We start from the raw sequence: 20270 nt of genomic DNA on the forward strand, positions 1-20270 counted from the left end.
GCGCGGAGGGCCTCTAGGACGTTCGTTATGCTACTCCCGGATCGCGGAGTAAAAGTTGCGAATCGGTTCGACGCATTCCGGCGTCTCGCGCTCCCGCTCGTTCACGTAAGCGCCGACCGGGTACATCATCATCTCGTCCGCCGCGATCCCGCGGATACTGCCCAATACGCCCCGATATTCCGTATTCGTCTCGTTCAGCCATTCGTCGATGCCTTCGTCGTCCAAAATGGCGGGCATGCGGTCCGAATACGGTCCGACCATCTCGTTGGATAGCGTCGTCAGCATCGTATACGCGCGAATGTCGCCGCCTTCGACGCGCGGCCACACTTCGTAAAAACCGGGGACCGCGAACGTCCCGCGCCCCTTGAGCACGAAGTGGATCGGCTGGCGGGCTTTGCCCTTCGTCTCCCAGCCGTAAAAGCCGCTGACGGGGATGACGCAGCGCTGCTTGTTCGTCATCCGCTTGAAGATCGGCCGGTCGCCGATGCCCGGACCGTCCGCATTGACGGCGTCGCGGGACCAGTAAGGCATGAGGCCCCAGCGCAGCGACTCGAGCTTGCGCTCGCGCCGCTCCTCGACGATGACCGCGGCATTTTGGGTCGGGGCGACATTGTATCTGGGCCTGTACGGTCCGACGACTTGATCGATCCGGTAACGTTCGGTGAGCTCGGACAAATCCGCGGCAAGCGAAAATCTTTGGCACATGGGAGGCACCGCCTTCTTGGGTTTCCCCCCCAGTATTTGCTTGTAAGCGCCGCTTCTATTCGCCGGGATCCCGAATGCGGGCGAGCAGTCGCGCGATCAGGCGTCTTGCGGATGGCCGGCCTGTACCAGCGCGACGGCCGCCGCGTTGGCTTCGACCTGGGCGACGTCCTTGCAGCCGGGGATGACGGCGGTGACGGCCGGATGGCGCAGGCACCACGCCAGCGCCCAGGAAGCCATGTCGACGCCCTCGGGCACCTCCGTGCGCTTGATTCCCTCCGCTTCGCGAAGCAGCAGGTCGGCCTCCTCCCGGTCGCGCCGCGAGCGAACGTCGTCGCTCGGGAACGTCGCGCCCGGCTTGTACTTGCCGCTCAGGAAGCCGCTGGCGAGCGGCACGCGGGCGAGCACGCCAAGTCCCTGCGCCTCGCAGGACGGAAATACTTCCTCTTCCGGCGCGCGGTCGAGCCGGTTGTAGACGACCTGGATCGCTTGCGCGCCGACCGCCTTCGCTTTGGACGTCTGATAGACGTTGCGGTTCGATCCGATCGAAATGCCGAGATGCCGGATCTTGCCCGCTTCGACCTGCCGGCCGAGCGCCTCCCAGAGCCCGTCCGTATCGAACGCGGCATCGGGTCCCGAATGAAATTGATAGAGATCGATATAATCGGTCTGAAGCGCCTTCAGGGAGGCGTCCAGCTGTCGCACGACATCCTGCGGATCGTAGTCGTCCGTCCGGCTGAAGGGCCCATGGAAATGATGTCCGAACTTCGTCGCGAGCACCCAATCGGAGCGGCGGCCGCGGATGGCCGGTCCGATCAACGACTCGGACAGATGATCGCCGTAGCATTCGGCGGTATCGATCAGGTTGATGCCGAGCTCGGCGGCCCTGCCCAAAATAGCGTCCGCCTCGTGCTGCTCGTAGTTCCTGCCCCACTCCCCTCCGAACTGCCACGTACCGACGCCTACCGCGGATATTTTCAGATCGGTCGATCCCAACTTGCGATACAGCATGCTTCAGCCTCCCTTTATTTTAATAGAAGAAGATTCGCCAAGATTCAGTCAACGACGATTAAACTTCGACGGTCACGGCGGTGCCGCTGACCGCTACCATGAGCATCCCTTCCCGCACGACCTCGTAGTCGACATCGACGCCTACGATCGCGTTGGCGCCCATCCGCCTCGCTTGCTCGACCATCTCGGAGACCGCGATGTCGCGGGCCTGCTTCAGCTTGTTTTCATAGGAGCCGGACCTGCCGCCGACGACGTCGGTGATCGAAGCCATGAAGTCGCGGAAGATGTTCGCGCCCATGATCGTCTCTCCGTTCACCAGTCCGAAATAGGACGTGATCCTGTATCCTTCCACATTGGGCGTAGTCGTCACGAGCATCATAATAGCCTCCTTGAAGATAATGGGAACGCCCTCATTCTATCATACCGTTCCCCCCGAACAACAACGAGAGCCGCCGGCGTCAGCCGGCAGCTCTCAAGGGTTGAATTCGGTCGGAGCCGGGCTCTCCTCCACCGCGAATTCGTAATCGTCGATATCGAACACCTGGACCGGGATCGCGTTCTGGACGACTTTGTCCTGGAATTCGATATGGTCGGTCAGGATCGGACTCTGCGCGCGAAGCGACGTCAGCACGATCTCCGTCTCGATCGGGTCGAGCAGCTCGCCGTACTGCATGTTCTCGGCCGCGTTGACGACGACGAGGGTCACCTTGTCGTTGATCGGCAGCGGCGGACTCTCCCGCCACGGCGCGAGCAGCGAGCGCTCGAGCTTCTTTTTTATTGAAAGGATCTTCGAAGTACGCGATCATCTCCCCGATCTTGCCCTTGACGTGACGGTCGTCGTCCGGATCGGGCATGACGGGCTCGTCGCTATCCTTCATATCGTACAATTCCATCACTGTCGAATACGGAATCCGGTATTCCACAGGCCGTTTCGGCAGAAGCAGCTGACCATATATGGCGATCATGACCGCCTCGATGACAAAACGCCTTTCCATTGTAGCCAGTCCCCCCCTAGTAGCGGCAGAAAAACCTTGAGCGCATTGCTGTACATTATATCATAAATTCGCTTCAGACATGCCGGCGCCGGGTATAATAGGCCGACATAAGGAGGCGATCGCGATGACGTTGACGACGACGAGGAGCAGGACGATCGATCTTGAAGGGCTGCAGCGCGCGGCCGAGGCGTGCAAAATCGATACGTGCCGCGTACAGATCGGCAGCGGGCGAGCCGCGCGGACGCTGGATTACGCACGCAATGCGCGTTCGGCCGAACGGGTTCACAAGGTCAATTCGGTGACGAAAAGCGTGCTCTCGCTGCTCGTCGGCATCGCGCTCGCGCGGGGCGAATTCCCTTCGCTCGGCACGCCGCTCGCCGGCTGTCTGCCCGGATCTCGGCTCCGCTCGGGCGAATTCGCCTGCATCATCTGCTGTCAATGACGGCCGGCATGGACTGGCCGGAGTGGGGCGCCTGGGGCGGACGTCCCAATCCGATGTGCGAATCGGACGACTGGGTCGCCTTCATCCTGGGAAGACGGACGAAATCCCGCCCGGGCGACGCGATGTCGTACAACTCCGGCTGCTCGCATCTGCTTAGCCTCGTCCTGCAGCGGGATACCGGCATGACCGCCGAGGCCTACGCCGCGCGACATCTGTTCGGGCCGCTCGGCATCGACGCCTGGCAGTGGCATACGGATCCGCAAGGCGTGTCGATCGGCGGCTTCGGACTGGCGCTGCGCGGCGGCGACCTGTTCAAGCTGGGCCAACTCATGTTGTCCCGCGGCCGCTTCGGCGGTCGGCGAATCGTGCCCGAGGATTGGATCGCCGAATCGACCGCCCCCAGGCATCATACTTACGATTGGCTCGGCTCGTACGGCTATCACTGGTGGACGTTCACCGGCGGCGGCCGCGAGCCGCTGAAGCCGCACATTTATTACGCGATGGGCTATGGCGGCCAATTTCTGTTCGTCATTCCGGAAACGGAGACCGTCGTCTCCTTCACGAGCGATTTATATCGCGAACCTTTAAGGCCGTTAAATATTTTTTCGACGTTCGTAGCGGGCGTTCCTTACGGCTCATAGTTCATCTTCCGGGTCATGCCGCCGTCCACGACGAGATTCGTCCCCGTGACGAAGCCGCCCTCGGGGTCGGTCAAGTAGAAGCAGGCCTTGACCACGTCCGACGGCTTGCCGACCCGGCCGGCGGGATGCTGCTTGTGATCGGCAGGCCGCAAGGCGTCATAGTCGCCGGTCTCGATCCATCCCGGGCTGATCGCGTTCACCGCGATGCCGTCCGGTCCGAGCGACAGCGCGAGCGCGTGCGTGAGCGCCAGGATGCCGCCCTTGGAAGCCGCATACGCTTCCGAGTTCGGCTCGGATTGCAGCGCGCGCGTCGATGCGATGTTGACGATGGCGCCGCCGCCAGCCAGCTTCATCGCTTTGGCCGCTTCGCGGCCGCACAGGAACGCGCCTCGAAGATTAATATTCATGACGCGGTCCCATTCCTCGAGCGTCAGCTCGAGCGGCGACTTCCAGATGCCGATGCCCGCATTGTGTACGAGTACGTCCACGCGTCCCGTCCAAGCCATCGCGCGAGCTACGATCTGCGCGGCCGCTTCGGCCTCGGTCAGGTCGGCCGCGATAAACATCGCGGAGCGGCCCTCGCCCGCCAAATGCGCGGCCAGCGCCCCCCCGTCCGTGCCGGGCGCGTCGCTAAGCGCGACCGAAGCGCCGGACTCGGCATACGCCCGCGACAGGTGGCGCCCGATGCCGCCGGCGGCGCCCGTCACGATAACGGTGCGGCCCGCGTAAATGCCCGGCATCAGGACTGCGAGAGACGCGACAGTCTCGCCGTCAACGTCTCCCTCCAGCTGTCCGCCAGCGCGTCGACCGCAAGCAGCCGCTCTATGCCTTCCCGGTTTTCTTTTCCCCGATGCATGACCGCATTCGCTTCTTCGACCGTAACGCCGGCGGGATCGCGCGAGACGAGGACGAGCTCGCCCGGTTCGACCGAGCCAGGCGACAGTACGCGGAAATAAAAGCCGGTTTTCCCCGTATCCCGCACCATCGCCGGCAGATCGTCGGCGCCCCACTTCATCGCAAGCTTCCAGCAAGGCACGCGCGGCTGGCTGATCTGGAGCGTCAAATCGCCGATCTTGAATACATCGCCGACGCAAACCTCGTTTTCGTCGATTTCGTCGATCGTGAAGTTTTCGCCGAAAGCGCCGAATTCGAGCGACCTGCCCAGCTTCTCTTCCCAAAAGGCATAATGACGGTACGGATAGGCGCACACCGCCTTGTCCGGACCGCCGTGGTTCACGTTATCCGCCTGCTCGTCGCCCGCCAGCCCCTCGTGATGGACGGTAACGGCGCTTAGCGCCCTTTCCTTATCAATTCCCGACTTTGCAGGCTTGCCTTTGAACTGCGCCTCTCGCGCCGCGCCTACGTTCACCGACAATAACGGGTAGGACCGTTCGAGTGTCGCGGGCAAAGCTGTTGAATTCGACATCGCGCGAACCTCCTTGAGCGTAGAGTTGTCAGTAAGCCCTAACCGAACCCCCGGCATGCCGGGGATGGATAAGGGGCATTCGTCCTTGCCATGCTAAATTCGGCGGGCCGTCCACGCCCGGGATGGGAGCTGATGAAAATGACCACGTCGAAACGCAGAAAAGAAAGCGCATGGAAAAGCCGCAAAGAGCGCTCCCAAATCCGCCCGGCGAAGGCGCCGGATGGCGAACCGGAAGCGCCGCTTCAACCGTAATCGCCGCATCCGCAAGACAGATGGACCCCGCGACGGGAGGACGGCTTAGGAGATTTGGTGCTTTTCGGCTGCCGTAAGCCGTCTTCCCCGTACGGTCAACACCGCTCTGCCGTCATGCAAGCCCCATATTTCGTCCGCGAATTTCTCGGCGAGCTCCAAGCGATGCAGCGCTACGACAATGATCATGTTCTTATCGATCGCCTGCTGCTTCAGCATGCCCATGATGCTCTCCTGCGAATGAGGATCGAGTCCGGTCACGGGCTCGTCCGCGAGCAGCACTTCGGCGCCGTGCGCGATCGCGCGGGCGATCGCCACGCGCTGGCGTTCGCCGCCGCTGAGCTTCTCCGCCGGCTGGTGCGCCCTGTCGATCAAGCCGACGTTCTCCAGCGTCTCCATGGCGTCCATGTAGTCGTCGCTTCTGACCATGCCGGTCATCCGCCGGAACCACGACACCTGGCCGACCGCGCCGATAATGACGTTTTTGAGCGCCGTCTTTTTCTCGTACATCAGCGCCTTCTGTTCCAGATAAGCGATTTTGCGCTTCAACCGCAGTCTGGCGAACGCGCCGCCGGCAATCGCGTCCTTGCCGTCGATGCGCAGCTCCCCGCTCGTCCAAGGCTCCTTGAGACCGAGGCACCGCAGCAGCATCGATTTGCCGCTGCCGCTCGCCCCTACGACCGCATACAGCTTGCCCGGCTCCAGATGCCCGTGGATGCCGTCGAGTACCTTTTTGCCTGTCGGCAGCTTGCGCGTGAGACCGATGATATGTATCATTCCCGTCCGATTGCCCCCCTGACTTTCATTCCTGCCGTTTTTTCTAGTGTAATTCTTTACGGAACGGCTTTCCATACGAACAAACGTTTGGTATACTATAAACAAGAACATGTGTTCTATCTATTCCAGTCAAAGGTGGGATGATGGATGGAGAACTGCGAACACCTCCGCTACTTGGAGCCTTCAAGGGGATCCCGGCCGTCACGAGATCTGACTTTCAAATTTTACGACAGCGGCCGTCTCGTGATCGTGGACAATGACAGCGGCAATACGATGAACCCCCCGCGAGTTAAGCGGGGGGCAGCTACGACTTTTATGTGCGTCAACGGCTCGCCTTCATCAAGCGCGATCTGAAGTCCAAGATCGAGAAGTACGCGTGACCCTGCACGCGCGACCGTACCGGGGCGTCATGCCCCGGCACGCTGGCACGCTTACGTTTAAGGCAGGTTTTTGTCGATACCGTTCAAGCTGGGCGGCAGGCGGGACATCTTGTCCAGCTTCGTCGTCTGGCTTTTTCCGCGTCCTCCGGCCGTAATGCTCTTCGCTCCCGCTTTAGGTCCTTGATAGGGCGGCATATCCGACTCACCTCCATGGGATGCATTAAGATGCGGTTAGGGGCACACCGTACGATTAGGTTGCCCGCCCGGCACATTTACAAACACCGTCCGGTTAGACATAATAAATTCATGTCCGCCGTCCGATTGGCGAGCGGCCGGAGCGGCAAGCAGACGAAGGAGCCACGGATATGAAGCAGAACATCCTGTTCGACCTGGACGACACGCTGATCCATTGCAACAAATATTTTCATTTCGTGCAAGAGCAGTTCGCGGACTTGATGACGACCTGGTTCGCGCCGTTCGGCCTGACCAAGCAGGCCGTGCTCGCCAAGCACAGCGAGATCGACATCGCCGGCGTGCAGATCGTCGGCTTCAGCAGCGAGCATTTCCCTCAATCGTTCGTCGATACGTACCGCCATTATAGCGCCCTGCACGGACGCTCCGAATCCGCCGACGAGGAGGCGCTTCTGTGGAAGCTTGGCCTTAGCGTGTTCGAGCAGGAGACCGAGCCTTATCCGTTCATGAACGAGACGCTCGAATCGCTCGCGGCCGCCGGCCATCAGCTTCATTTATATACGGGCGGAGATCCGGCCATCCAGAAGCGCAAGATCGAAGCCGCCGGCCTCGAGCGTTACTTTCGAGACCGCATCTATATCCGATTGCACAAAAACGTCGAAGCATTGAAGGAGATTTTGCGCGCAGGCAAGCTGCGGATCGACCGCACCTGGATGGTGGGCAATTCGGTGCGCACGGACGTGCTGCCCGCGCTGTCCTGCGGCCTGCATGCCATTTATTTGAAGCAGGAGCGCGAATGGGACTACAACGTGCTGCCGATCGCAGACGCCAAGCCGAGCGGCGCGTTCCTCACATTATCCTCGCTTCGCCAGGTGCCGTCCGCGATCGACGCTTATTTGACGCAAGGCTGACCCCGACCCGCGCTCACGTCCCGATGATGCGCTTGAACCGATCGAAGGCCGCGGCGTCCGCGCCGCCGGCGCGGGCGGCATGATGATAAAAGCTGTAAGGGAACTTGAACGCATGTCCAAAATCCCATTCGTCCCCGCTCCGTTCCCGATCCCAAAAAGCGGACTCGGTCGGCAGCGAGGAAGACGGCCGTGCTAGCGCGAGCGGCTCGCGGTCGACCGGCGAAGAGAGTCGGATCGGTTCGCCGGGCTGCAGGTCCCGGCTTGCGCGCAGTACATGAACGAGCTTGTACAGCGGCAGTAGCCCTCTTCTGAACAATGCCGGATAGCCCAGCTCCTCGAGCGTGACGAGCGCATGCGAAAAGGTCAGCATATGGCCGATCAGGTCGTGATGGGCTTCCGCCCGATAGATGGTCCCGAAGGCGGCCAGCTCTCTTAGCATGGCGCGCGATAGCGCCGCTCCGTCTTCGATGTATGCGGGTCCGTCTTCCTCCGGCGGCGTCAGCGCCTTGACCTCGGACGTCTTGTAGCCGATCCAAGAGCGCCCCGGAATCTCCCCCCTTGAAAGATCGAATCAGCTGCGAGATTGCATCGACGTCCGCCGCTTCGTCCCAACCGCCCAATTCCCGAATCGCCTTCAAGCTCGCCGCCGCGTAGATCGCATTGTGACCGACCCCGTGCAAGCCGTCGATCGTTTCTTCCAGCGCCTCCACGATCGCGCGCTCGTCATCGCTTGCGCTGCGCTTCGGCTTATTTCCCGCTTGGCCGAGATCCTGAACGAAGGTGAAACGATCGCCAAGATGTTCGGACACCATCCGATCGGCTTGCTCCGCGATTTTCCTCGCGACATCGTCGTCGAGCCGATTTTCGGCGATAAAAAAATAAGCGGCGATCGCCGCCGCGCCGAAATGCGCCTCCCAAATATCGCCTGCCCGCTCGCGGCACGACGCGATGACGGTCAGTCCCTTTTTTAAAAGCGCGCGATCCGTCACGAAACTCACTCCCCTTGCTCTCGTCCAATCGATTGAAGCTTGGCGTAAATGGCGCGGACGCCGTCCGACCAAAGCGGGTCCTCCGCATAGGTCCGATTCATCCAGGCGAACGGTTCTTCGCCTTCGGGAATGCCGGCTGCCAGCTTCGCGAGGAGCTTCGCGGCTATGCCCGACGAATCGCCGATGTCCGTATTGTACGTCTCCCAGCTGTTGAAGACGTTAAACGGATTGTTCGCGATTTGCTTCGCTTTTTTGGCGGACTTCGGGACGAAGCCTTGCTCTTGGCCGGCAACCGCAAACAGAAGCAACGGATCGATGCCATGCTGGCGGGCGCTCTCGACGATCGCCTCGAAGTAAGGGCGTTCGGCCAGCATCGAGTCCCGGCCCTTCAGATAGGACTTCACCGCCTCCGCATCGAACGGCAAATAAGCAAACGGAGCCGTGCCGGCGGCTTGGCGGACGGTTTGCTGCGCTGCCGGATTTGCGGCCGATTCGGGTCGAGGCGACTCCGCCTCGCTGTCGCTGCGCTGAATCGACGTTAAAAGCACGCCAGCGGCGGCAAGCATCAGCACTGCCGCGAGAACAAGCGGACGCAGGGCGGCTGGCGCCAGCCATCCGGATCTTGGCATCCTGTTGACATCGGCGGCTGAATGGACTACGCTGGCGGCCACGACAATGCCGTCTGCGCCAAGTGTCGTTGATGCATTGTCAAGGCCGGCAGTGCCGCCATGCGCCGCTTCAAGTGATGAAGCGCTATCATTTGCGTTGGACTCAGAATCGAGCTCGGCCGCCAAATCGGGCTTCAGCACCAGCCCCTTTTCGGTTCGTCGCGCGATCCGCTCGAGCGTCCATGCCGCGGCCGTTCGTTCGTTCAACCATCGAAGCAGGCTGGCCGCATGCGCCTCGTCCGCAAGCGTCAAATCCCCGCATACGCGCAGCACGTCCTGCGGATACACCTCACGCTGCTCGCCAACGACGCAAGACGCCACGAGCCTGTCGGCCACGTCGGCTCTAAGCGCTTCAGGCCATTCGGGCAGCCGCCGCCGAATCGTACGCACGATCGCGTCGGCGACGATCTCCGCCTGATTCGTCGCGGGCATCGGCGCATATTTGGTTCGAACGTATCGGCGGATGACCGACACGTCTCCCGGCGTCAACAAGGCTTCGCCTGCCATATCCGGCCGCGCCCCCCTCCGCTCGAAGCTTTTCATATCGACTGCTTTTCCATAGTTTAGCATAGGAACGCGACCTGAAAAAGCGATCTGGCTAGCGATTCAGCCTCGCAGCCCGCCTCATCGCCCGCTCTACATCAAGCGACCCGCCAGGTAGACCCACCATGCGGCCCGCCGTTCACCGTTTAGCCCCGTGCCCCGCGCGCAGCTTCCGCAATACGCGACTGCACCTCGTCGCTCCTCATATAACGTTCGATCTGCTCCTTCTCGAACATCGTAAACTGATATTCGCAGTCGATGCCTTCGTCAAGCGCCTCGATCTGGATCGGATGACCGGCATGCGTGCAGACGACAAGCGCCGTCAGATCGATGACGTCGTCCGGCAGCGGCGTAGACGCGTCCAAGCGAAGCCGAAGCTCCGCATCGATCCACTGCGCGTCGCGCCGTTCGACGTTCGCTTCGAATTCTGTAAACTTGAGCTCCTTCGGCATATCCTCGCCGTATCGAAACATCGCATTTCCTCCGTTCGCAATAAAGGGTCGTCACCCGCCGGCTTCGTTTCGAAGACGGCTCGGGTGCGACCCTGATATGATCTAATCGCTGGCTGGTCTATCCTTAAGGCAGCATCGTCGAACCCATCAGATAACGGTCGACCTCGCGGGCAGCCTCGCGGCCTTCGTTGATCGCCCATACGATAAGGCTTTGGCCGCGGCGCATGTCGCCAGCCGCGAATACCTTGTCGACGCTCGTCTTATACTTGCCGTAAGCGGCCTTCACGTTCGTTCTGCGGTCCGTCTCCAAGCCGAGCTGCTCGACGAGGATCGACTCCGGCCCTTCGAAGCCGACGGCCACGAGGACGAGATCGGCCGGCCATACTTTTTCCGTACCGGGAATCTCTTCGTACACTTTGCGGCCCGATTCGTCGATATAGCGGCGGATTTGCACGGTGTGCAGCTCCTTGACGTTGCCGTCTTCGTCGCCGACGAACTTTTTCGTCAGCACGGAGAACGCGCGCGGGTCTTCGCCGTACAGCACCTTCGCCTCTTCATGCGCGTAATCGAGCGTGTAGACGTTCGGGTATTCCGGCCACGGGTTGTTGATCTGGTCGCGCGTCAGCGGCGCCTTGGCATGCGTGCCGAACTGAGAGACGCTCGTGCAGCCGTGACGCAGCGCCGTCGCGACGCAGTCCGTACCCGTGTCGCCGCCGCCGATGACGATGACATGCTTGTCCTTGGCCGAGATATAATTGCCATCTTCGAGGTTCGAATCGAGATAGCTCTTGATCGTGCCGTTCAAGTAATCCATCGCCTGATGGATGCCCTTGAGGTTCGCGCCTTCGACGGGGCCAAGGCCGCGCGCCTTGGTCGCGCCGCCGCACAGGACGATCGCATCGTACTCTTCGGCCAGCTGCTTGGCGGAAATGTCCTTGCCGATCTCCGTGTTCGTAACGAACTGAATGCCCTCTTCGGCCAGCAGGTCGACACGGCGCTGGACGATATTTTTCTCGAGCTTCATCGTCGGGATGCCGTAGGTGAGCAGGCCGCCCGGACGGTCCGCGCGTTCGAATACGGTCACGCTATGGCCCGCTTTGTTCAACTGGGCGGCCGTAGCCAGGCCTGCAGGTCCGGATCCGACGACGGCGACGCGCTTGCCCGTGCGCTGCTTCGGAGGCTGGGGCACCACCCAGCCCTCTTCGAAGGCGCGGTCGATGATCGCTTGCTCGATCGTCTTGATCGTGACCGGGTCGCCGATGAGGCCGACGGTGCAAGATCCTTCGCACGGCGCGGGACAGACGCGGCCCGTGAACTCGGGGAAGTTGTTCGTCTTGGCCAGACGCTCGTAAGCCTCTCTCCACAGTCCGCGGTAGATGAGGTTATTCCATTCGGGAATAAGGTTGTTGACCGGGCAGCCCGAAGCGCCGCCGGACAATTCCATGCCGGTATGGCAGTATGGCGTGCCGCAGTCCATGCAGCGCGCCCCTTGGGTGCGCAGCTGTTCTTCGGAGAACATGCGGTGGAACTCGTTCCAGTCCTTGATCCGTTCAAGGGGGTCGCGATCGCTTGGCAGCTCGCGTTGATATTCCATAAATCCCGTAGGCGTCGACATCCCATTTCCTCCATCTGTCGGTAATTCGCGTGTCTGACCGGATACAGCCGCAGGGTCAGGGCACCGTTATATATGATAGACCATCTTACCTGACGACCCGTGTCATCAGAATGGATTATCCCCTCTATTGTTTGCACTTTCCGCTGCGCGGCGCTCGTATACGCACATATCGAAGGCGATCGGATTGCGCTCGTCCGCGGCTTGTGACTTTTTTGGACGCAAGAATCCAGTCCGACCTGTCAAAGCTCGGGAATACCGCGTCGCCTTCTACGTCCTCCGAAAGCTCCGAGAGCAGCATCCGGTCCGCGTGCGGCAGCAGTTGCGCGTAGACGTCGGCGCCGCCGGCTACCATCAGCTCTTCCCCGCCGTAGCGCTCAAGCGCCTCCTGTACGGACCGGACGATGACGCAGCCTTCCGGCGCTTCGGTCATCGACCTGGACAAAAGGACATTCGTCCGACCGGCCAACGGCTTCGTCAGCGAGCGGAACGTCTTGCTCCCCATCAACACGGGTTTGCCCATCGTCTGGGCTTTGAAGTAGGCCATCTCGTCCTTCAGACGCCAAGGCAGGGCGTTATCCGCCCCGATGACGCCGTTCTTCGCGACGGCGGCGATCAAAGTGACGGACATGCGCCACCGCCTCCCTGCTATCGTGAATTAGTGTAACTATCATAACATACGAGGTCTCCCGGCGACTATCAGCCAAAAAACGACTGTTTTTTGACAGAACCCCGGCAGCGTCAGCTTTTATACCGCTACGGGCGCCTTGATCGCGGGGTGGTATTCGTAGCCCTCGAATTCAAAATCTTCGAATTTGTAATCGAATATCGAATCCGGCTTGCGGCGGATGACGAGCTTAGGCAATGGCAGCGGCTCGCGAGTGAGCTGAAGCTTCACCTGTTCGAGATGATTGGCGTAAATATGCACGTCCCCGCCGGACCAGACGAACTCGCCGACTTCGAGACCGCATTGCTGGGCGACCATATGGGTGAGCAACGCATAAGAGGCGATATTGAACGGCAATCCGAGGAACGTGTCGACCGAGCGCATCGTCAGCATGCACGAGAGCTTGCCCTCGGCTACGTAAAATTGAAAAACGAAGTGGCACGGCGGCAGCTTCATTCGGTCGATCTCCGCGACGTTCCAGGCACTGACGAGATGTCGGCGCGATTCGGGATTGCGCTTGATGGACTCGACGACCTGCGCGATCTGATCGATCGTACGCCCGTCCGGCGTCTCCCAGGCGCGCCACTGCGAGCCGTAAACGGGACCGAGATCGCCGTTCTCGTCGGCCCATTCGTCCCAAATCGAGACGCCGTTTTCCTTCAAGTAACGAATGTTGGTATCTCCGCTCAGGAACCAGAGCAGCTCGTGCACGACGCTTTTCAAATGGATCCGCTTCGTCGTGACGAGCGGGAAGCCTTCCTGCAGATCGAACCGGAGCTGCCTGCCGAACACGCTGATCGTGCCGGTGCCCGTTCGGTCCCCCTTCTCCGTGCCGCTATCCAAAATATCCTGTAAAAGGTCTAAATAATTACGCAAGAGACGTCTCACCTTTTCATTGTAACGTTATTTCCGATTGTATCATTTGTCCCGTCCATCTGTCGACGAGTACCGCTGGCCGCGCCGCAGCTGGCGCTGCTCGTAGCGGGCGGGCGCGCTCTCGTGCAGCAGCCGTTCTTCCTCGGTCTCCGGGTAGACGGCGGGTACGGGCGAGGTTTTGCCGTCCGCGCCGAGCCCGACGAACGTGCTGAACGCGGTGACGGTCAGCCGCCGTTCGCCCGTGAACAAATCCTCCGCGCGAACGACGCAGTAAATCTCCATGGAGCTGCGATGCGTCCAGGTGACGCAGGCTTCGAGCTCGAACGCCTCGCCTACGCGGATCGGCGAGAGGAAGTCGAGGCTGTCCTGCGAGACGGTCACGACGGGCATATGGCAGTGGCGCATGGCGGCGATCGTCGCGATTTTGTCGATATACTGCATCAGCGTGCCGCCGAACATCGTGCCATGATAATTCGTGTCTCCCGGAAACAGCATCTCGGTCAACACGGACCTCGACGCCGAGATCGGTCTGGATGAAGCGGTCATCGTATCCATTTCCTCTTTTCTTCTGCTGCGCGCCGGTTTGAACCGTCGCGTCACGGGATGTCTAAAGTCTCTACATTATAACGCAAGATAACGCGAAACGCGCTTCGGCGCCCGGCGCAAAAAAAAGGCAACCGCAGTGGGCTGCCTTATCGTCCGAATAGCGCGACGAGCAACGCGAGAATCGATTGTCGAACGCGATTGAATCTGCCGCCGTTTAACAACGAATCGCCGAAGCGTCCCGCATCGTCGCGATGTCCGAGATCCCTGTATTCGGCCAGCTTTTCGAGCGTGTATTGAATGTCCAGCATGGGGGGTTCCTCCTCCGCGCATCGCCTGGCCGCACGTTGCGGCCGGCTCGCTTGTTCGTTGTCTCCATTATGCGTTGTCCAAAAGAGGATAAAAAGCGTATAATGCATTTAATGGATTTCCTCTTTTACAGGAGATACGCGGCAAAACCAGGAGGGGTGAACGGGGATGCTGACGGCGGAACGATACTTGACCCTATTCGATCGCTTCGAAGGCGGACGCGCCTTGGGCAATCCGGTTGAGGCTACGCTGGAAGAGCTGGCCGAGACGCTGTACTGTACGACGCGAAACGCCAAGCTGGTGCTCAAAAAGCTCGAGGAGGACGGCCTGATCGACTGGCTGCCCGGCCGGGGCCGCGGCAATCGCTCCCATATCGCCTTCAAGGCGGAAAAGGAGCCTTTTTTTGTTCGACCTTGTAACGGCCAAGGCGGAGCACGGCGATTATCGCTTGTCGTTCGAGCTAATCGCGAGCTTCGGCGACGGCACCGACGTCAAGGCGCGATTTATCGATTGGCTGAATGTCAGGTTTGGCTATCAAAAGGAAACGGTTCGCGGGCGCACGGACTGCGACACGCTCCGGATCCCCGTCTACCGGCAAGTGCAGACGCTCGATCCCGGCTGCGCCAACTTCGCGTTCGACGGCCACCTGATGTACCATATTTTCGACCGGCTCGTCACCTTCGACGAATCGCTCGGACGGATCGTACCGGGCATCGCGCATGCGTGGAGCTCCGATCCGACAGGCACGGAATGGACCTTTTACCTGCGAAAAGGCGTGCACTTCCACGACGGGCGCGAGCTGACAAGCGAGGACGTCGTCTTCACGTTCGAGCGGCTTCGCCAGCCCGGCGTGCCGAACAGCTGGATGATGCGGAGCCTGTCGCGCGTCGAAGCCCTTGGGCCGCGCACCGTTCGCTTCTCGCTCTCGCGGCCGAACCGCATCTTCGACCGTTTCCTGTGCGCCGCCGCGGCCTCTATCCTGCCGCTCGCCTTGTGCGGCCTAGGCGAAGCCTATTGGCGGCTGCCGGTCGGCACCGGCGCTTTTCGGCTTGTCACGCTGTCTCCGCACCGGATCGAGCTCAGCGCCAATACGGCGTACTACCTCGGGCGTCCCTTTCTGGATGTCGTGGATATCGTCATTATGCCGGAGGATTGCCGGGAGCGGTCCACGATCGGGATGCCCTCGGTCATGCGCGCGCCGGACGCCGAACACGAGGACGACGGTCTGGACCCGGCGATGGATTGGCAGGCGCTGGCCCGGCTTTGCAACGGATGTACGATGCTGACCTGGAACACGAACAAACAAGGCTGGCAGCAAAACGACGCTTTCCGCAAAGCCGTGCGCGCGATGCTCGACCCTGTGGCGATGCAGGCCGATCTCGGCGGAGAACGCGCGCTGCCCGCCTATTGCATCCGCCCCGAGGACAGCTTGAAGTATATCGCGAAGTCCGCCAGCGAATCGCAAATCCGGGAGGCGCTTCGGACCTCCGGCTATGGCGGCGAGACGCTGCGGCTGGTCGTGCACGAGAAATACGAACCAGACGGAAATTGGATCGCTGCACGTCTCGGAATGTACGGGGTACGCATCGAGCTTTTCATAGCCGATTGGAAGCAATCGGTCGATCCGGCCGTCGTCGCAAGCGGCGACTTCACGGTATCCGGCATCGTCCTGGCCGAGGACGAGGTTTGCGAGATCGACCTCTACGAGCACGAGGCCTGCATGACCAGCGCCTATCTGAACGCAACGCTGAAGGCTTGGATTGTCGAGCGGATCGATCGCGCGCTCGCCGCCTACAGCGCCGAGGAGCGCCGCAGCCATATGCGCGAGATCGAGAACCGGCTTCGCGAAGAATGCTATCTCGTATTTCTCCACCATCGCCGCTTGAGCACGCAGATGCATCCTTCCGTCAGAGGCGCCAGCTTCAGCCCGCAGGGATGGATTGATTTTAAACAGATTTGGCTGGAAAAGGTCGTATGACCGCCCGTCACGCAAAAAAGAGGAAAGCGACCGATAACTTCTCGGCGCTTTCCTCTTTTATCGTTGAATGCTTATTTCTTAGGCGCGATCGTATGGATCGGGTGACCCATCGCGAGCTCTGCCGCGTCCATCGTAATCTCGCCCAGCGTCGGGTGAGCGTGGATGGTAAGGGCGATGTCTTCGATCGTGGCGCCCATCTCGATCGCGAGACCCAGCTCGGCGATCATGTTGGACGCTTCGACGCCGGCGATCTGCGCGCCGACGACAAGGCCCGTGTCGACTTCGGAGATCAGCTTCAGGAAGCCGTCCGCGCCGTTCAGCGTGACCGCGCGTCCGTTGCCGCCGAACGGGAATTTGCTCGACTTGACGTTCAGGCCCTTATCCTTCGCTTCCTTCTCCGTGTAGCCGACGCTTGCGCATTCCGGATCGGAAAACGCGACGGCGGGAATGCACTTGTAGTCGACCTTCGACGGCAGGCCCGCGATCGCTTCGGCGGCGACCTTCGCTTCGTACGAAGCCTTGTGCGCCAGCGCCGCGCCAGGCACGATATCGCCGATGGCGAAGATGTGCTTGATGTTCGTGCGGCATTGCTCGTCGACTTCGATCAAGCCGCGGTCGGTCGTCTTGATGCCGATCAGGTCGAGGCCCAGCTCGCCGTCGGTGTTCGGACGGCGTCCGACGGTGACGAGCAGGTAGTCCGCAGTGACGGTCTTCTGTTCGCCGCCGACTTCGTACGTCACGGTGACGTCCTTGTCGGTCTGCTCGGCGCCCTTGGCGAGCGCGCCGTTGACGATGTCGACCTTGTTCTTCTTCAGCTTCTTGACGACGAGGTTGCTCATGTCCTTGTCGAAGCCAGGCATGATCGTGTCCGCGCCCTCGAGAATCGTGATCTCGGTGCCGAACTTGGCGTACATCTGGCCGAGCTCGATGCCGATGTAGCCGCCGCCGATGATGACCATGCTCTTCGGCACTTCGGGCAGCGACAGCGCTTCGGTCGACGACAGGATCCGTCCGCCGAACGGGAAAGGCTTCAGCTCGATCGGGCGGGAGCCCGTCGCGATGATGCAGTTTTTGAAGCGATAGCGAGGCGCCTCTTGGTCGTTGAACAGACGCGCTTCGTTTTCGTTGATGAACATGACCTCGCCTTGGAACATTTGAACCTTGTTCGCCTTGAGCAGCATCTCGACGCCGCTCGTCATCTTGTTGACGACGGAATCCTTGTAAGACTGCACCTTGCCGAAGTCGACCTTGACGTTCTCGGCCGACAGGCCGTAGTCCTCGGCATGCAGCATCGATTCGTAGTGGTGCGCGGAGTTGATCAGCGCCTTGGACGGAATACAGCCGACGTTCAAACAGACGCCGCCGAACTTGCCCTTGTCCGCGATGATGACCTTTTGACCGAGCTGTGCCGCGCGGATGGCCGCGACGTATCCGCCGGGACCCGCGCCGATTACTAATGTGTCGATGTCCAGAGAAGCGTCTCCTACTACCATCGATTACACCTCCATGACGAGCAGCTCAGGATCGCTAAGCAGCTGTTTAATGTAGTTAACGAATTGTTGCGCGGTAGCGCCGTCGACGATGCGGTGATCGAAGCTGAGGCTCAGCGCCATGACCGAAGCGGGTACGATCTCGCCGTTTTTGATGACCGGCTTCTGATCGATGCGGCCGACGCCCAGAATGGCGGACTCGGGGAAATTGATGACCGGCGTGAAGAACAGGCCGCCAGCGGATCCGATATTCGTAATCGAAATCGTGCTGCCTCTCAGCTCGCCTGCGCCCAGCTTGCCGTCGCGGCCGCGGGTCGCCAGATCCTTGATTTCCTTGGCGATATTCCAGATGTTCTTGCGGTCGGCGTCGAAGACGACCGGCACGAGCAGACCGTTGTCCGTGTCCGTTGCGATGCCGATGTTGTAGTACTTTTTGAAGACGATCTCGTTCGCGGCTTCGTCGATCATCGCGTTCATGACCGGGAACTCGCGCACGGCGGCGACCAGCGCCTTGACGATGAACGGCAGGTACGTCAGCTTGACGCCCTTCTTTTCGGCGAATGCCTTGGAACGGTTGCGAAGCGCAACGAGCGCGGTAACGTCGACTTCGTCCATCAACGTGACGTGCGGCGCCGTGTATACGGACTTGACCATCGCGTTCGCGATCGCCTTGCGGATGCCCTTGAACGGCACGCGCTCTTCGACGCCAGGGCCGGATTGCGCGGCGCGCGCAGCAGGAGCTGCGGCTTGCGCGGCAGCAGGCGCGGCGTCTGCGGACGGGGCTTCGCTCTTCGCAGGCGCTCCGCCTTCGGCGAAGCCGGCGACGTCCTCGCGGGTGATGCGGCCGTTCTTGCCGGTGCCGGACACGTCCGCGATGGCGACGCCCTTCTCGCGGGCGAACTTGCGCACGCTAGGCGTAGCCAGCACGAGCGCGGCATCCTTCGCGGCCGGCGCAGGCGCTGCGGCTGCGGCAGGCTTGGCGGCTTCGCCGGCGGTCTCTTGAGCCGGCGCTTGGGCAGGCTGACCCTTCAGGTCTGCGCCGCCTTGGGCGGACGCGGCTTCGCCGCTATGGCCGGAAGGCTCGGCGCCGTGGCCGCCGTCCGCTTGCTCGGGCAGTTCGCCTTCGGCATCGATGATGGCGACGACTTCGCCGACGCGCATCGTCTGACCGTCTTTGCCGAACACTTCAAGCACTTTGCCGTTAACCGGGCAAGGCACTTCCATGATGGCCTTGTCGTTCTGTACTTCCATCAGAATATCTTCGTCGGTCACGGCTTGTCCGGCCGCGATGTGCATTTTGACGATCTCGCCTTCATGCAGACCTTCGCCGAGCTCCGGGAACCGGTATTCAAATCTAGCCATGCGCTATCCCTCCTTCACTTTAGAACTGAAGCGTTTGGTTGGCGGCCTTCACGATGCGTGCAGGCGTCGGCAGCCAGGCGTCCTCGATGAGCGCGAACGGATAAACCGTATCCGGACCCGCGACTCGAAGCACCGGCGCCTCCAGGTGGAGAATCGCTTTTTCGTTGATCTGCGCGATGATCTCGGCGGCGGCGCCGGAAGTCTTCTGCGCCTCTTGGACGACGATCGCGCGGTTCGTCTTCTGGATCGATGCGACGATCGTGTCGATATCGAGCGGCACGAGCGTACGCAGGTCGATGACCTCTGCGGATACGCCGTTCTTGGCGAGCTCGTCGGCTGCCTTGATCGCGGTGTGTACCATCAGGCCGTACGCGATGATCGTAATATCCTTACCCTCGCGAACGACGTTCGCCTTGCCGAGCGGAACCGTATACTCGCCCTCGGGCACCTCGTCCTTGAACGCGCGGTACAAGTTCAGGTGCTCCATGAAGAAGACCGGATCGTTGTCGCGGATCGCGGAGATCATCAGGCCTTTGGCGTCTGCGGGATTGGAAGGCACGACCACCTTGATGCCCGGCGTCTGGATGGCCAGGCCTTCGAGCGAATCGGTATGCAGCTCGGCCGCCTTGACGCCGCCGCCGAACGGCGTGCGGAAGACGATCGGCGCGTTGTAGCGGCCGCCGGAGCGGTAGCGCAGGCGCGCGGCCTGTACGAACATCTGGTCGAGCGCCTCATAAATAAAGCCTACGAATTGAATCTCGGCGATCGGGCGGAAGCCTTGGGTGGCAAGGCCGACCGCCAGGCCGCCGATCGCGGACTCGGCCAGCGGCGTATCGAATACGCGCTGTTCGCCGAACTCGGCTTGGAGACCCTCCGTCGCGCGGAAGACGCCGCCGACCTTGCCGACGTCTTCGCCGAAGAGCAGGACGCCGGGGTCGCGCTTCAGTTCGACGCGCAATGCGTCCTTGATCGCTTCAATCATGTTCATTTGCGCCATTGGATTTTGTTCTCTCCCATCTAGAGGATGACGGCCGCGATCATAGCGGCTGTATCAT

At 61.1% G+C, this 20270-nt stretch carries 23 protein-coding genes and 2 pseudogenes; 6 read left to right on the plus strand and 19 right to left on the minus strand.

Features of this window, described 5'->3' with window-relative positions:
* Nucleotides 1-30: 30 nt before the first annotated feature.
* The 4 genes and pseudogenes from OMP38_RS00370 to OMP38_RS00385 all read right to left on the minus strand — a co-directional run bounded on the left by OMP38_RS00370 (nt 31) and on the right by OMP38_RS00385 (nt 2708).
* Nucleotides 31-705 carry an SOS response-associated peptidase gene (locus OMP38_RS00370; protein ID WP_277563419.1) on the minus strand — a complete coding sequence of 225 codons (675 nt, stop codon included), beginning with the start codon at nt 703-705 and terminating at the stop codon, nt 31-33.
* A 96-nt stretch (nt 706-801) separates the two neighbouring features.
* The gene (locus OMP38_RS00375) at nt 802-1713 is read right to left on the minus strand and encodes an aldo/keto reductase (RefSeq protein ID WP_277563420.1); all 912 of its coding nucleotides are present in this window, start codon (nt 1711-1713) and stop codon (nt 802-804) included.
* Between the two features lie 58 nt (nt 1714-1771).
* Nucleotides 1772-2089, minus strand: coding sequence for a YbjQ family protein (locus OMP38_RS00380; RefSeq protein ID WP_277565121.1), 318 nt, complete (start codon nt 2087-2089; stop codon nt 1772-1774).
* A gap of 96 nt (nt 2090-2185) precedes the next feature.
* Nucleotides 2186-2708 (minus strand): annotated as a pseudogene (locus OMP38_RS00385) (ADP-heptose synthase).
* A 124-nt stretch (nt 2709-2832) separates the two neighbouring features.
* Between OMP38_RS00385 and OMP38_RS00390 the strand changes: the two are divergent.
* Both OMP38_RS00390 and OMP38_RS00395 read left to right on the plus strand, forming a co-directional pair.
* Nucleotides 2833-3150: a hypothetical protein gene (locus OMP38_RS00390; RefSeq protein ID WP_277563421.1), complete on the plus strand. Its 318-nt coding sequence runs from the start codon at nt 2833-2835 to the stop codon at nt 3148-3150.
* Entirely contained in the window at nt 3147-3791 is a 645-nt protein-coding gene (locus OMP38_RS00395) for a serine hydrolase domain-containing protein (RefSeq protein ID WP_277563422.1), read from the plus strand. The genes OMP38_RS00390 and OMP38_RS00395 overlap by 4 nt, the downstream gene beginning before the upstream one ends.
* On the opposite strand, the gene OMP38_RS00400 is transcribed toward OMP38_RS00395, so the two are convergent.
* The 4 genes from OMP38_RS00400 to OMP38_RS00415 all read right to left on the minus strand — a co-directional run bounded on the left by OMP38_RS00400 (nt 3779) and on the right by OMP38_RS00415 (nt 6818).
* Complete coding sequence (locus tag OMP38_RS00400) at nt 3779-4531, minus strand: SDR family NAD(P)-dependent oxidoreductase (RefSeq protein WP_277563423.1); 753 nt, start codon at nt 4529-4531, stop codon at nt 3779-3781. The genes OMP38_RS00395 and OMP38_RS00400 overlap by 13 nt on opposite strands.
* Complete coding sequence (locus tag OMP38_RS00405; protein ID WP_277563424.1) at nt 4531-5217, minus strand: MOSC domain-containing protein; 687 nt, start codon at nt 5215-5217, stop codon at nt 4531-4533. The genes OMP38_RS00400 and OMP38_RS00405 overlap by 1 nt, the downstream gene beginning before the upstream one ends.
* A gap of 297 nt (nt 5218-5514) precedes the next feature.
* A complete protein-coding gene (locus tag OMP38_RS00410) occupies nt 5515-6243 on the minus strand; it encodes a phosphonate ABC transporter ATP-binding protein (RefSeq protein ID WP_277563425.1) in 729 nt (242 codons plus the stop codon).
* A 437-nt stretch (nt 6244-6680) separates the two neighbouring features.
* Nucleotides 6681-6818 carry a hypothetical protein gene (locus OMP38_RS00415; protein ID WP_217595788.1) on the minus strand — a complete coding sequence of 46 codons (138 nt, stop codon included), beginning with the start codon at nt 6816-6818 and terminating at the stop codon, nt 6681-6683.
* A gap of 170 nt (nt 6819-6988) precedes the next feature.
* Between OMP38_RS00415 and OMP38_RS00420 the strand changes: the two genes are divergently transcribed.
* Nucleotides 6989-7726 carry an HAD family hydrolase gene (locus tag OMP38_RS00420; RefSeq protein ID WP_277563426.1) on the plus strand — a complete coding sequence of 246 codons (738 nt, stop codon included), beginning with the start codon at nt 6989-6991 and terminating at the stop codon, nt 7724-7726.
* A gap of 13 nt (nt 7727-7739) precedes the next feature.
* Here the strand turns inward: OMP38_RS00420 and OMP38_RS00425 are convergent, their stop codons facing one another.
* On the minus strand, nt 7740-8165 hold the full coding sequence (locus tag OMP38_RS00425) for a hypothetical protein (RefSeq protein ID WP_277563427.1): 426 nt from the start codon (nt 8163-8165) through the stop codon (nt 7740-7742).
* A gap of 319 nt (nt 8166-8484) precedes the next feature.
* Between OMP38_RS00425 and OMP38_RS00430 the strand changes: the two genes are divergently transcribed.
* Nucleotides 8485-8697, plus strand: coding sequence for a hypothetical protein (locus OMP38_RS00430; RefSeq protein WP_277563428.1), 213 nt, complete (start codon nt 8485-8487; stop codon nt 8695-8697).
* Between the two features lie 23 nt (nt 8698-8720).
* Here OMP38_RS00430 and OMP38_RS00435 read toward each other — a convergent pair whose 3' ends face one another.
* From OMP38_RS00435 to OMP38_RS00465, 7 genes are all read right to left on the minus strand, one after another.
* On the minus strand, nt 8721-9890 hold the full coding sequence (locus OMP38_RS00435; RefSeq protein WP_277563429.1) for a lysozyme family protein: 1170 nt from the start codon (nt 9888-9890) through the stop codon (nt 8721-8723).
* Between the two features lie 182 nt (nt 9891-10072).
* On the minus strand, nt 10073-10399 hold the full coding sequence (locus tag OMP38_RS00440; protein WP_277563430.1) for a hypothetical protein: 327 nt from the start codon (nt 10397-10399) through the stop codon (nt 10073-10075).
* A 103-nt stretch (nt 10400-10502) separates the two neighbouring features.
* The gene (locus OMP38_RS00445; protein WP_277563431.1) at nt 10503-11993 is read right to left on the minus strand and encodes a glutamate synthase subunit beta; all 1491 of its coding nucleotides are present in this window, start codon (nt 11991-11993) and stop codon (nt 10503-10505) included.
* 124 nt (nt 11994-12117) lie between these two features.
* Nucleotides 12118-12621: a dihydrofolate reductase gene (locus OMP38_RS00450; protein ID WP_277563432.1), complete on the minus strand. Its 504-nt coding sequence runs from the start codon at nt 12619-12621 to the stop codon at nt 12118-12120.
* Between the two features lie 117 nt (nt 12622-12738).
* Complete coding sequence (gene thyA / locus OMP38_RS00455) at nt 12739-13533, minus strand: thymidylate synthase (RefSeq protein ID WP_277563433.1); 795 nt, start codon at nt 13531-13533, stop codon at nt 12739-12741.
* 42 nt (nt 13534-13575) lie between these two features.
* Nucleotides 13576-14079: an acyl-CoA thioesterase gene (locus OMP38_RS00460; protein WP_277565122.1), complete on the minus strand. Its 504-nt coding sequence runs from the start codon at nt 14077-14079 to the stop codon at nt 13576-13578.
* A gap of 146 nt (nt 14080-14225) precedes the next feature.
* On the minus strand, nt 14226-14387 hold the full coding sequence (locus OMP38_RS00465) for a hypothetical protein (RefSeq protein WP_277563434.1): 162 nt from the start codon (nt 14385-14387) through the stop codon (nt 14226-14228).
* A 166-nt stretch (nt 14388-14553) separates the two neighbouring features.
* Here OMP38_RS00465 and OMP38_RS35435 point away from each other — a divergent pair.
* Both OMP38_RS35435 and OMP38_RS00470 read left to right on the plus strand, forming a co-directional pair.
* A pseudogene (locus tag OMP38_RS35435) lies at nt 14554-14769 on the plus strand (SgrR family transcriptional regulator); the annotation flags it as partial.
* Nucleotides 14770-14788: 19 nt separating this feature from the next.
* Nucleotides 14789-16363, plus strand: coding sequence for an ABC transporter substrate-binding protein (locus tag OMP38_RS00470; RefSeq protein WP_277563435.1), 1575 nt, complete (start codon nt 14789-14791; stop codon nt 16361-16363).
* Between the two features lie 71 nt (nt 16364-16434).
* Here OMP38_RS00470 and lpdA read toward each other — a convergent pair whose 3' ends face one another.
* From lpdA to OMP38_RS00485, 3 genes are read right to left on the minus strand one after another with little or no spacing between them, the layout of a single operon-like run.
* Nucleotides 16435-17856, minus strand: a complete 1422-nt coding sequence (gene lpdA, locus OMP38_RS00475) for a dihydrolipoyl dehydrogenase (protein ID WP_277563436.1) — start codon at nt 17854-17856, stop codon at nt 16435-16437.
* Between the two features lie 3 nt (nt 17857-17859).
* Complete coding sequence (locus OMP38_RS00480; RefSeq protein ID WP_277563437.1) at nt 17860-19215, minus strand: dihydrolipoamide acetyltransferase family protein; 1356 nt, start codon at nt 19213-19215, stop codon at nt 17860-17862.
* Nucleotides 19216-19234: 19 nt separating this feature from the next.
* A complete protein-coding gene (locus OMP38_RS00485) occupies nt 19235-20212 on the minus strand; it encodes an alpha-ketoacid dehydrogenase subunit beta (RefSeq protein ID WP_090112494.1) in 978 nt (325 codons plus the stop codon).
* Nucleotides 20213-20270: the final 58 nt, after the last annotated feature.

Source organism: Cohnella ginsengisoli (genome assembly GCF_029525555.1).
Lineage (GTDB): Bacteria > Bacillota > Bacilli > Paenibacillales > Paenibacillaceae > Cohnella > Cohnella ginsengisoli.

Excerpts from the sequence above, each read along its gene's own strand:
- OMP38_RS00390 (WP_277563421.1), top strand. The coding sequence starts at position 2,833 with ATGACGTTGACGACGACGAGGAGCAGGACGATCGATCTTGAAGGGCTG.
- OMP38_RS00395 (WP_277563422.1), top strand. The coding sequence starts at position 3,147 with ATGACGGCCGGCATGGACTGGCCGGAGTGGGGCGCCTGGGGCGGACGT.
- OMP38_RS00420 (WP_277563426.1), top strand. The coding sequence starts at position 6,989 with ATGAAGCAGAACATCCTGTTCGACCTGGACGACACGCTGATCCATTGC.
- OMP38_RS00425 (WP_277563427.1), bottom strand. The coding sequence starts at position 8,165 with ATGCTAAGAGAGCTGGCCGCCTTCGGGACCATCTATCGGGCGGAAGCC.
- OMP38_RS00480 (WP_277563437.1), bottom strand. The coding sequence starts at position 19,215 with ATGGCTAGATTTGAATACCGGTTCCCGGAGCTCGGCGAAGGTCTGCAT.
- OMP38_RS00400 (WP_277563423.1), bottom strand. The coding sequence starts at position 4,531 with ATGCCGGGCATTTACGCGGGCCGCACCGTTATCGTGACGGGCGCCGCC.
- OMP38_RS00445 (WP_277563431.1), bottom strand. The coding sequence starts at position 11,993 with ATGTCGACGCCTACGGGATTTATGGAATATCAACGCGAGCTGCCAAGC.
- OMP38_RS00370 (WP_277563419.1), bottom strand. The coding sequence starts at position 705 with ATGTGCCAAAGATTTTCGCTTGCCGCGGATTTGTCCGAGCTCACCGAA.
- OMP38_RS00440 (WP_277563430.1), bottom strand. The coding sequence starts at position 10,399 with ATGTTTCGATACGGCGAGGATATGCCGAAGGAGCTCAAGTTTACAGAA.
- OMP38_RS00485 (WP_090112494.1), bottom strand. The coding sequence starts at position 20,212 with ATGGCGCAAATGAACATGATTGAAGCGATCAAGGACGCATTGCGCGTC.
- OMP38_RS00380 (WP_277565121.1), bottom strand. The coding sequence starts at position 2,089 with ATGCTCGTGACGACTACGCCCAATGTGGAAGGATACAGGATCACGTCC.
- OMP38_RS00410 (WP_277563425.1), bottom strand. The coding sequence starts at position 6,243 with ATGATACATATCATCGGTCTCACGCGCAAGCTGCCGACAGGCAAAAAG.
- lpdA (WP_277563436.1), bottom strand. The coding sequence starts at position 17,856 with ATGGTAGTAGGAGACGCTTCTCTGGACATCGACACATTAGTAATCGGC.
- OMP38_RS00415 (WP_217595788.1), bottom strand. The coding sequence starts at position 6,818 with ATGCCGCCCTATCAAGGACCTAAAGCGGGAGCGAAGAGCATTACGGCC.
- OMP38_RS00465 (WP_277563434.1), bottom strand. The coding sequence starts at position 14,387 with ATGCTGGACATTCAATACACGCTCGAAAAGCTGGCCGAATACAGGGAT.
- OMP38_RS00450 (WP_277563432.1), bottom strand. The coding sequence starts at position 12,621 with ATGTCCGTCACTTTGATCGCCGCCGTCGCGAAGAACGGCGTCATCGGG.
- OMP38_RS00460 (WP_277565122.1), bottom strand. The coding sequence starts at position 14,079 with ATGACCGCTTCATCCAGACCGATCTCGGCGTCGAGGTCCGTGTTGACC.
- OMP38_RS00405 (WP_277563424.1), bottom strand. The coding sequence starts at position 5,217 with ATGTCGAATTCAACAGCTTTGCCCGCGACACTCGAACGGTCCTACCCG.
- OMP38_RS00435 (WP_277563429.1), bottom strand. The coding sequence starts at position 9,890 with ATGGCAGGCGAAGCCTTGTTGACGCCGGGAGACGTGTCGGTCATCCGC.
- OMP38_RS00375 (WP_277563420.1), bottom strand. The coding sequence starts at position 1,713 with ATGCTGTATCGCAAGTTGGGATCGACCGATCTGAAAATATCCGCGGTA.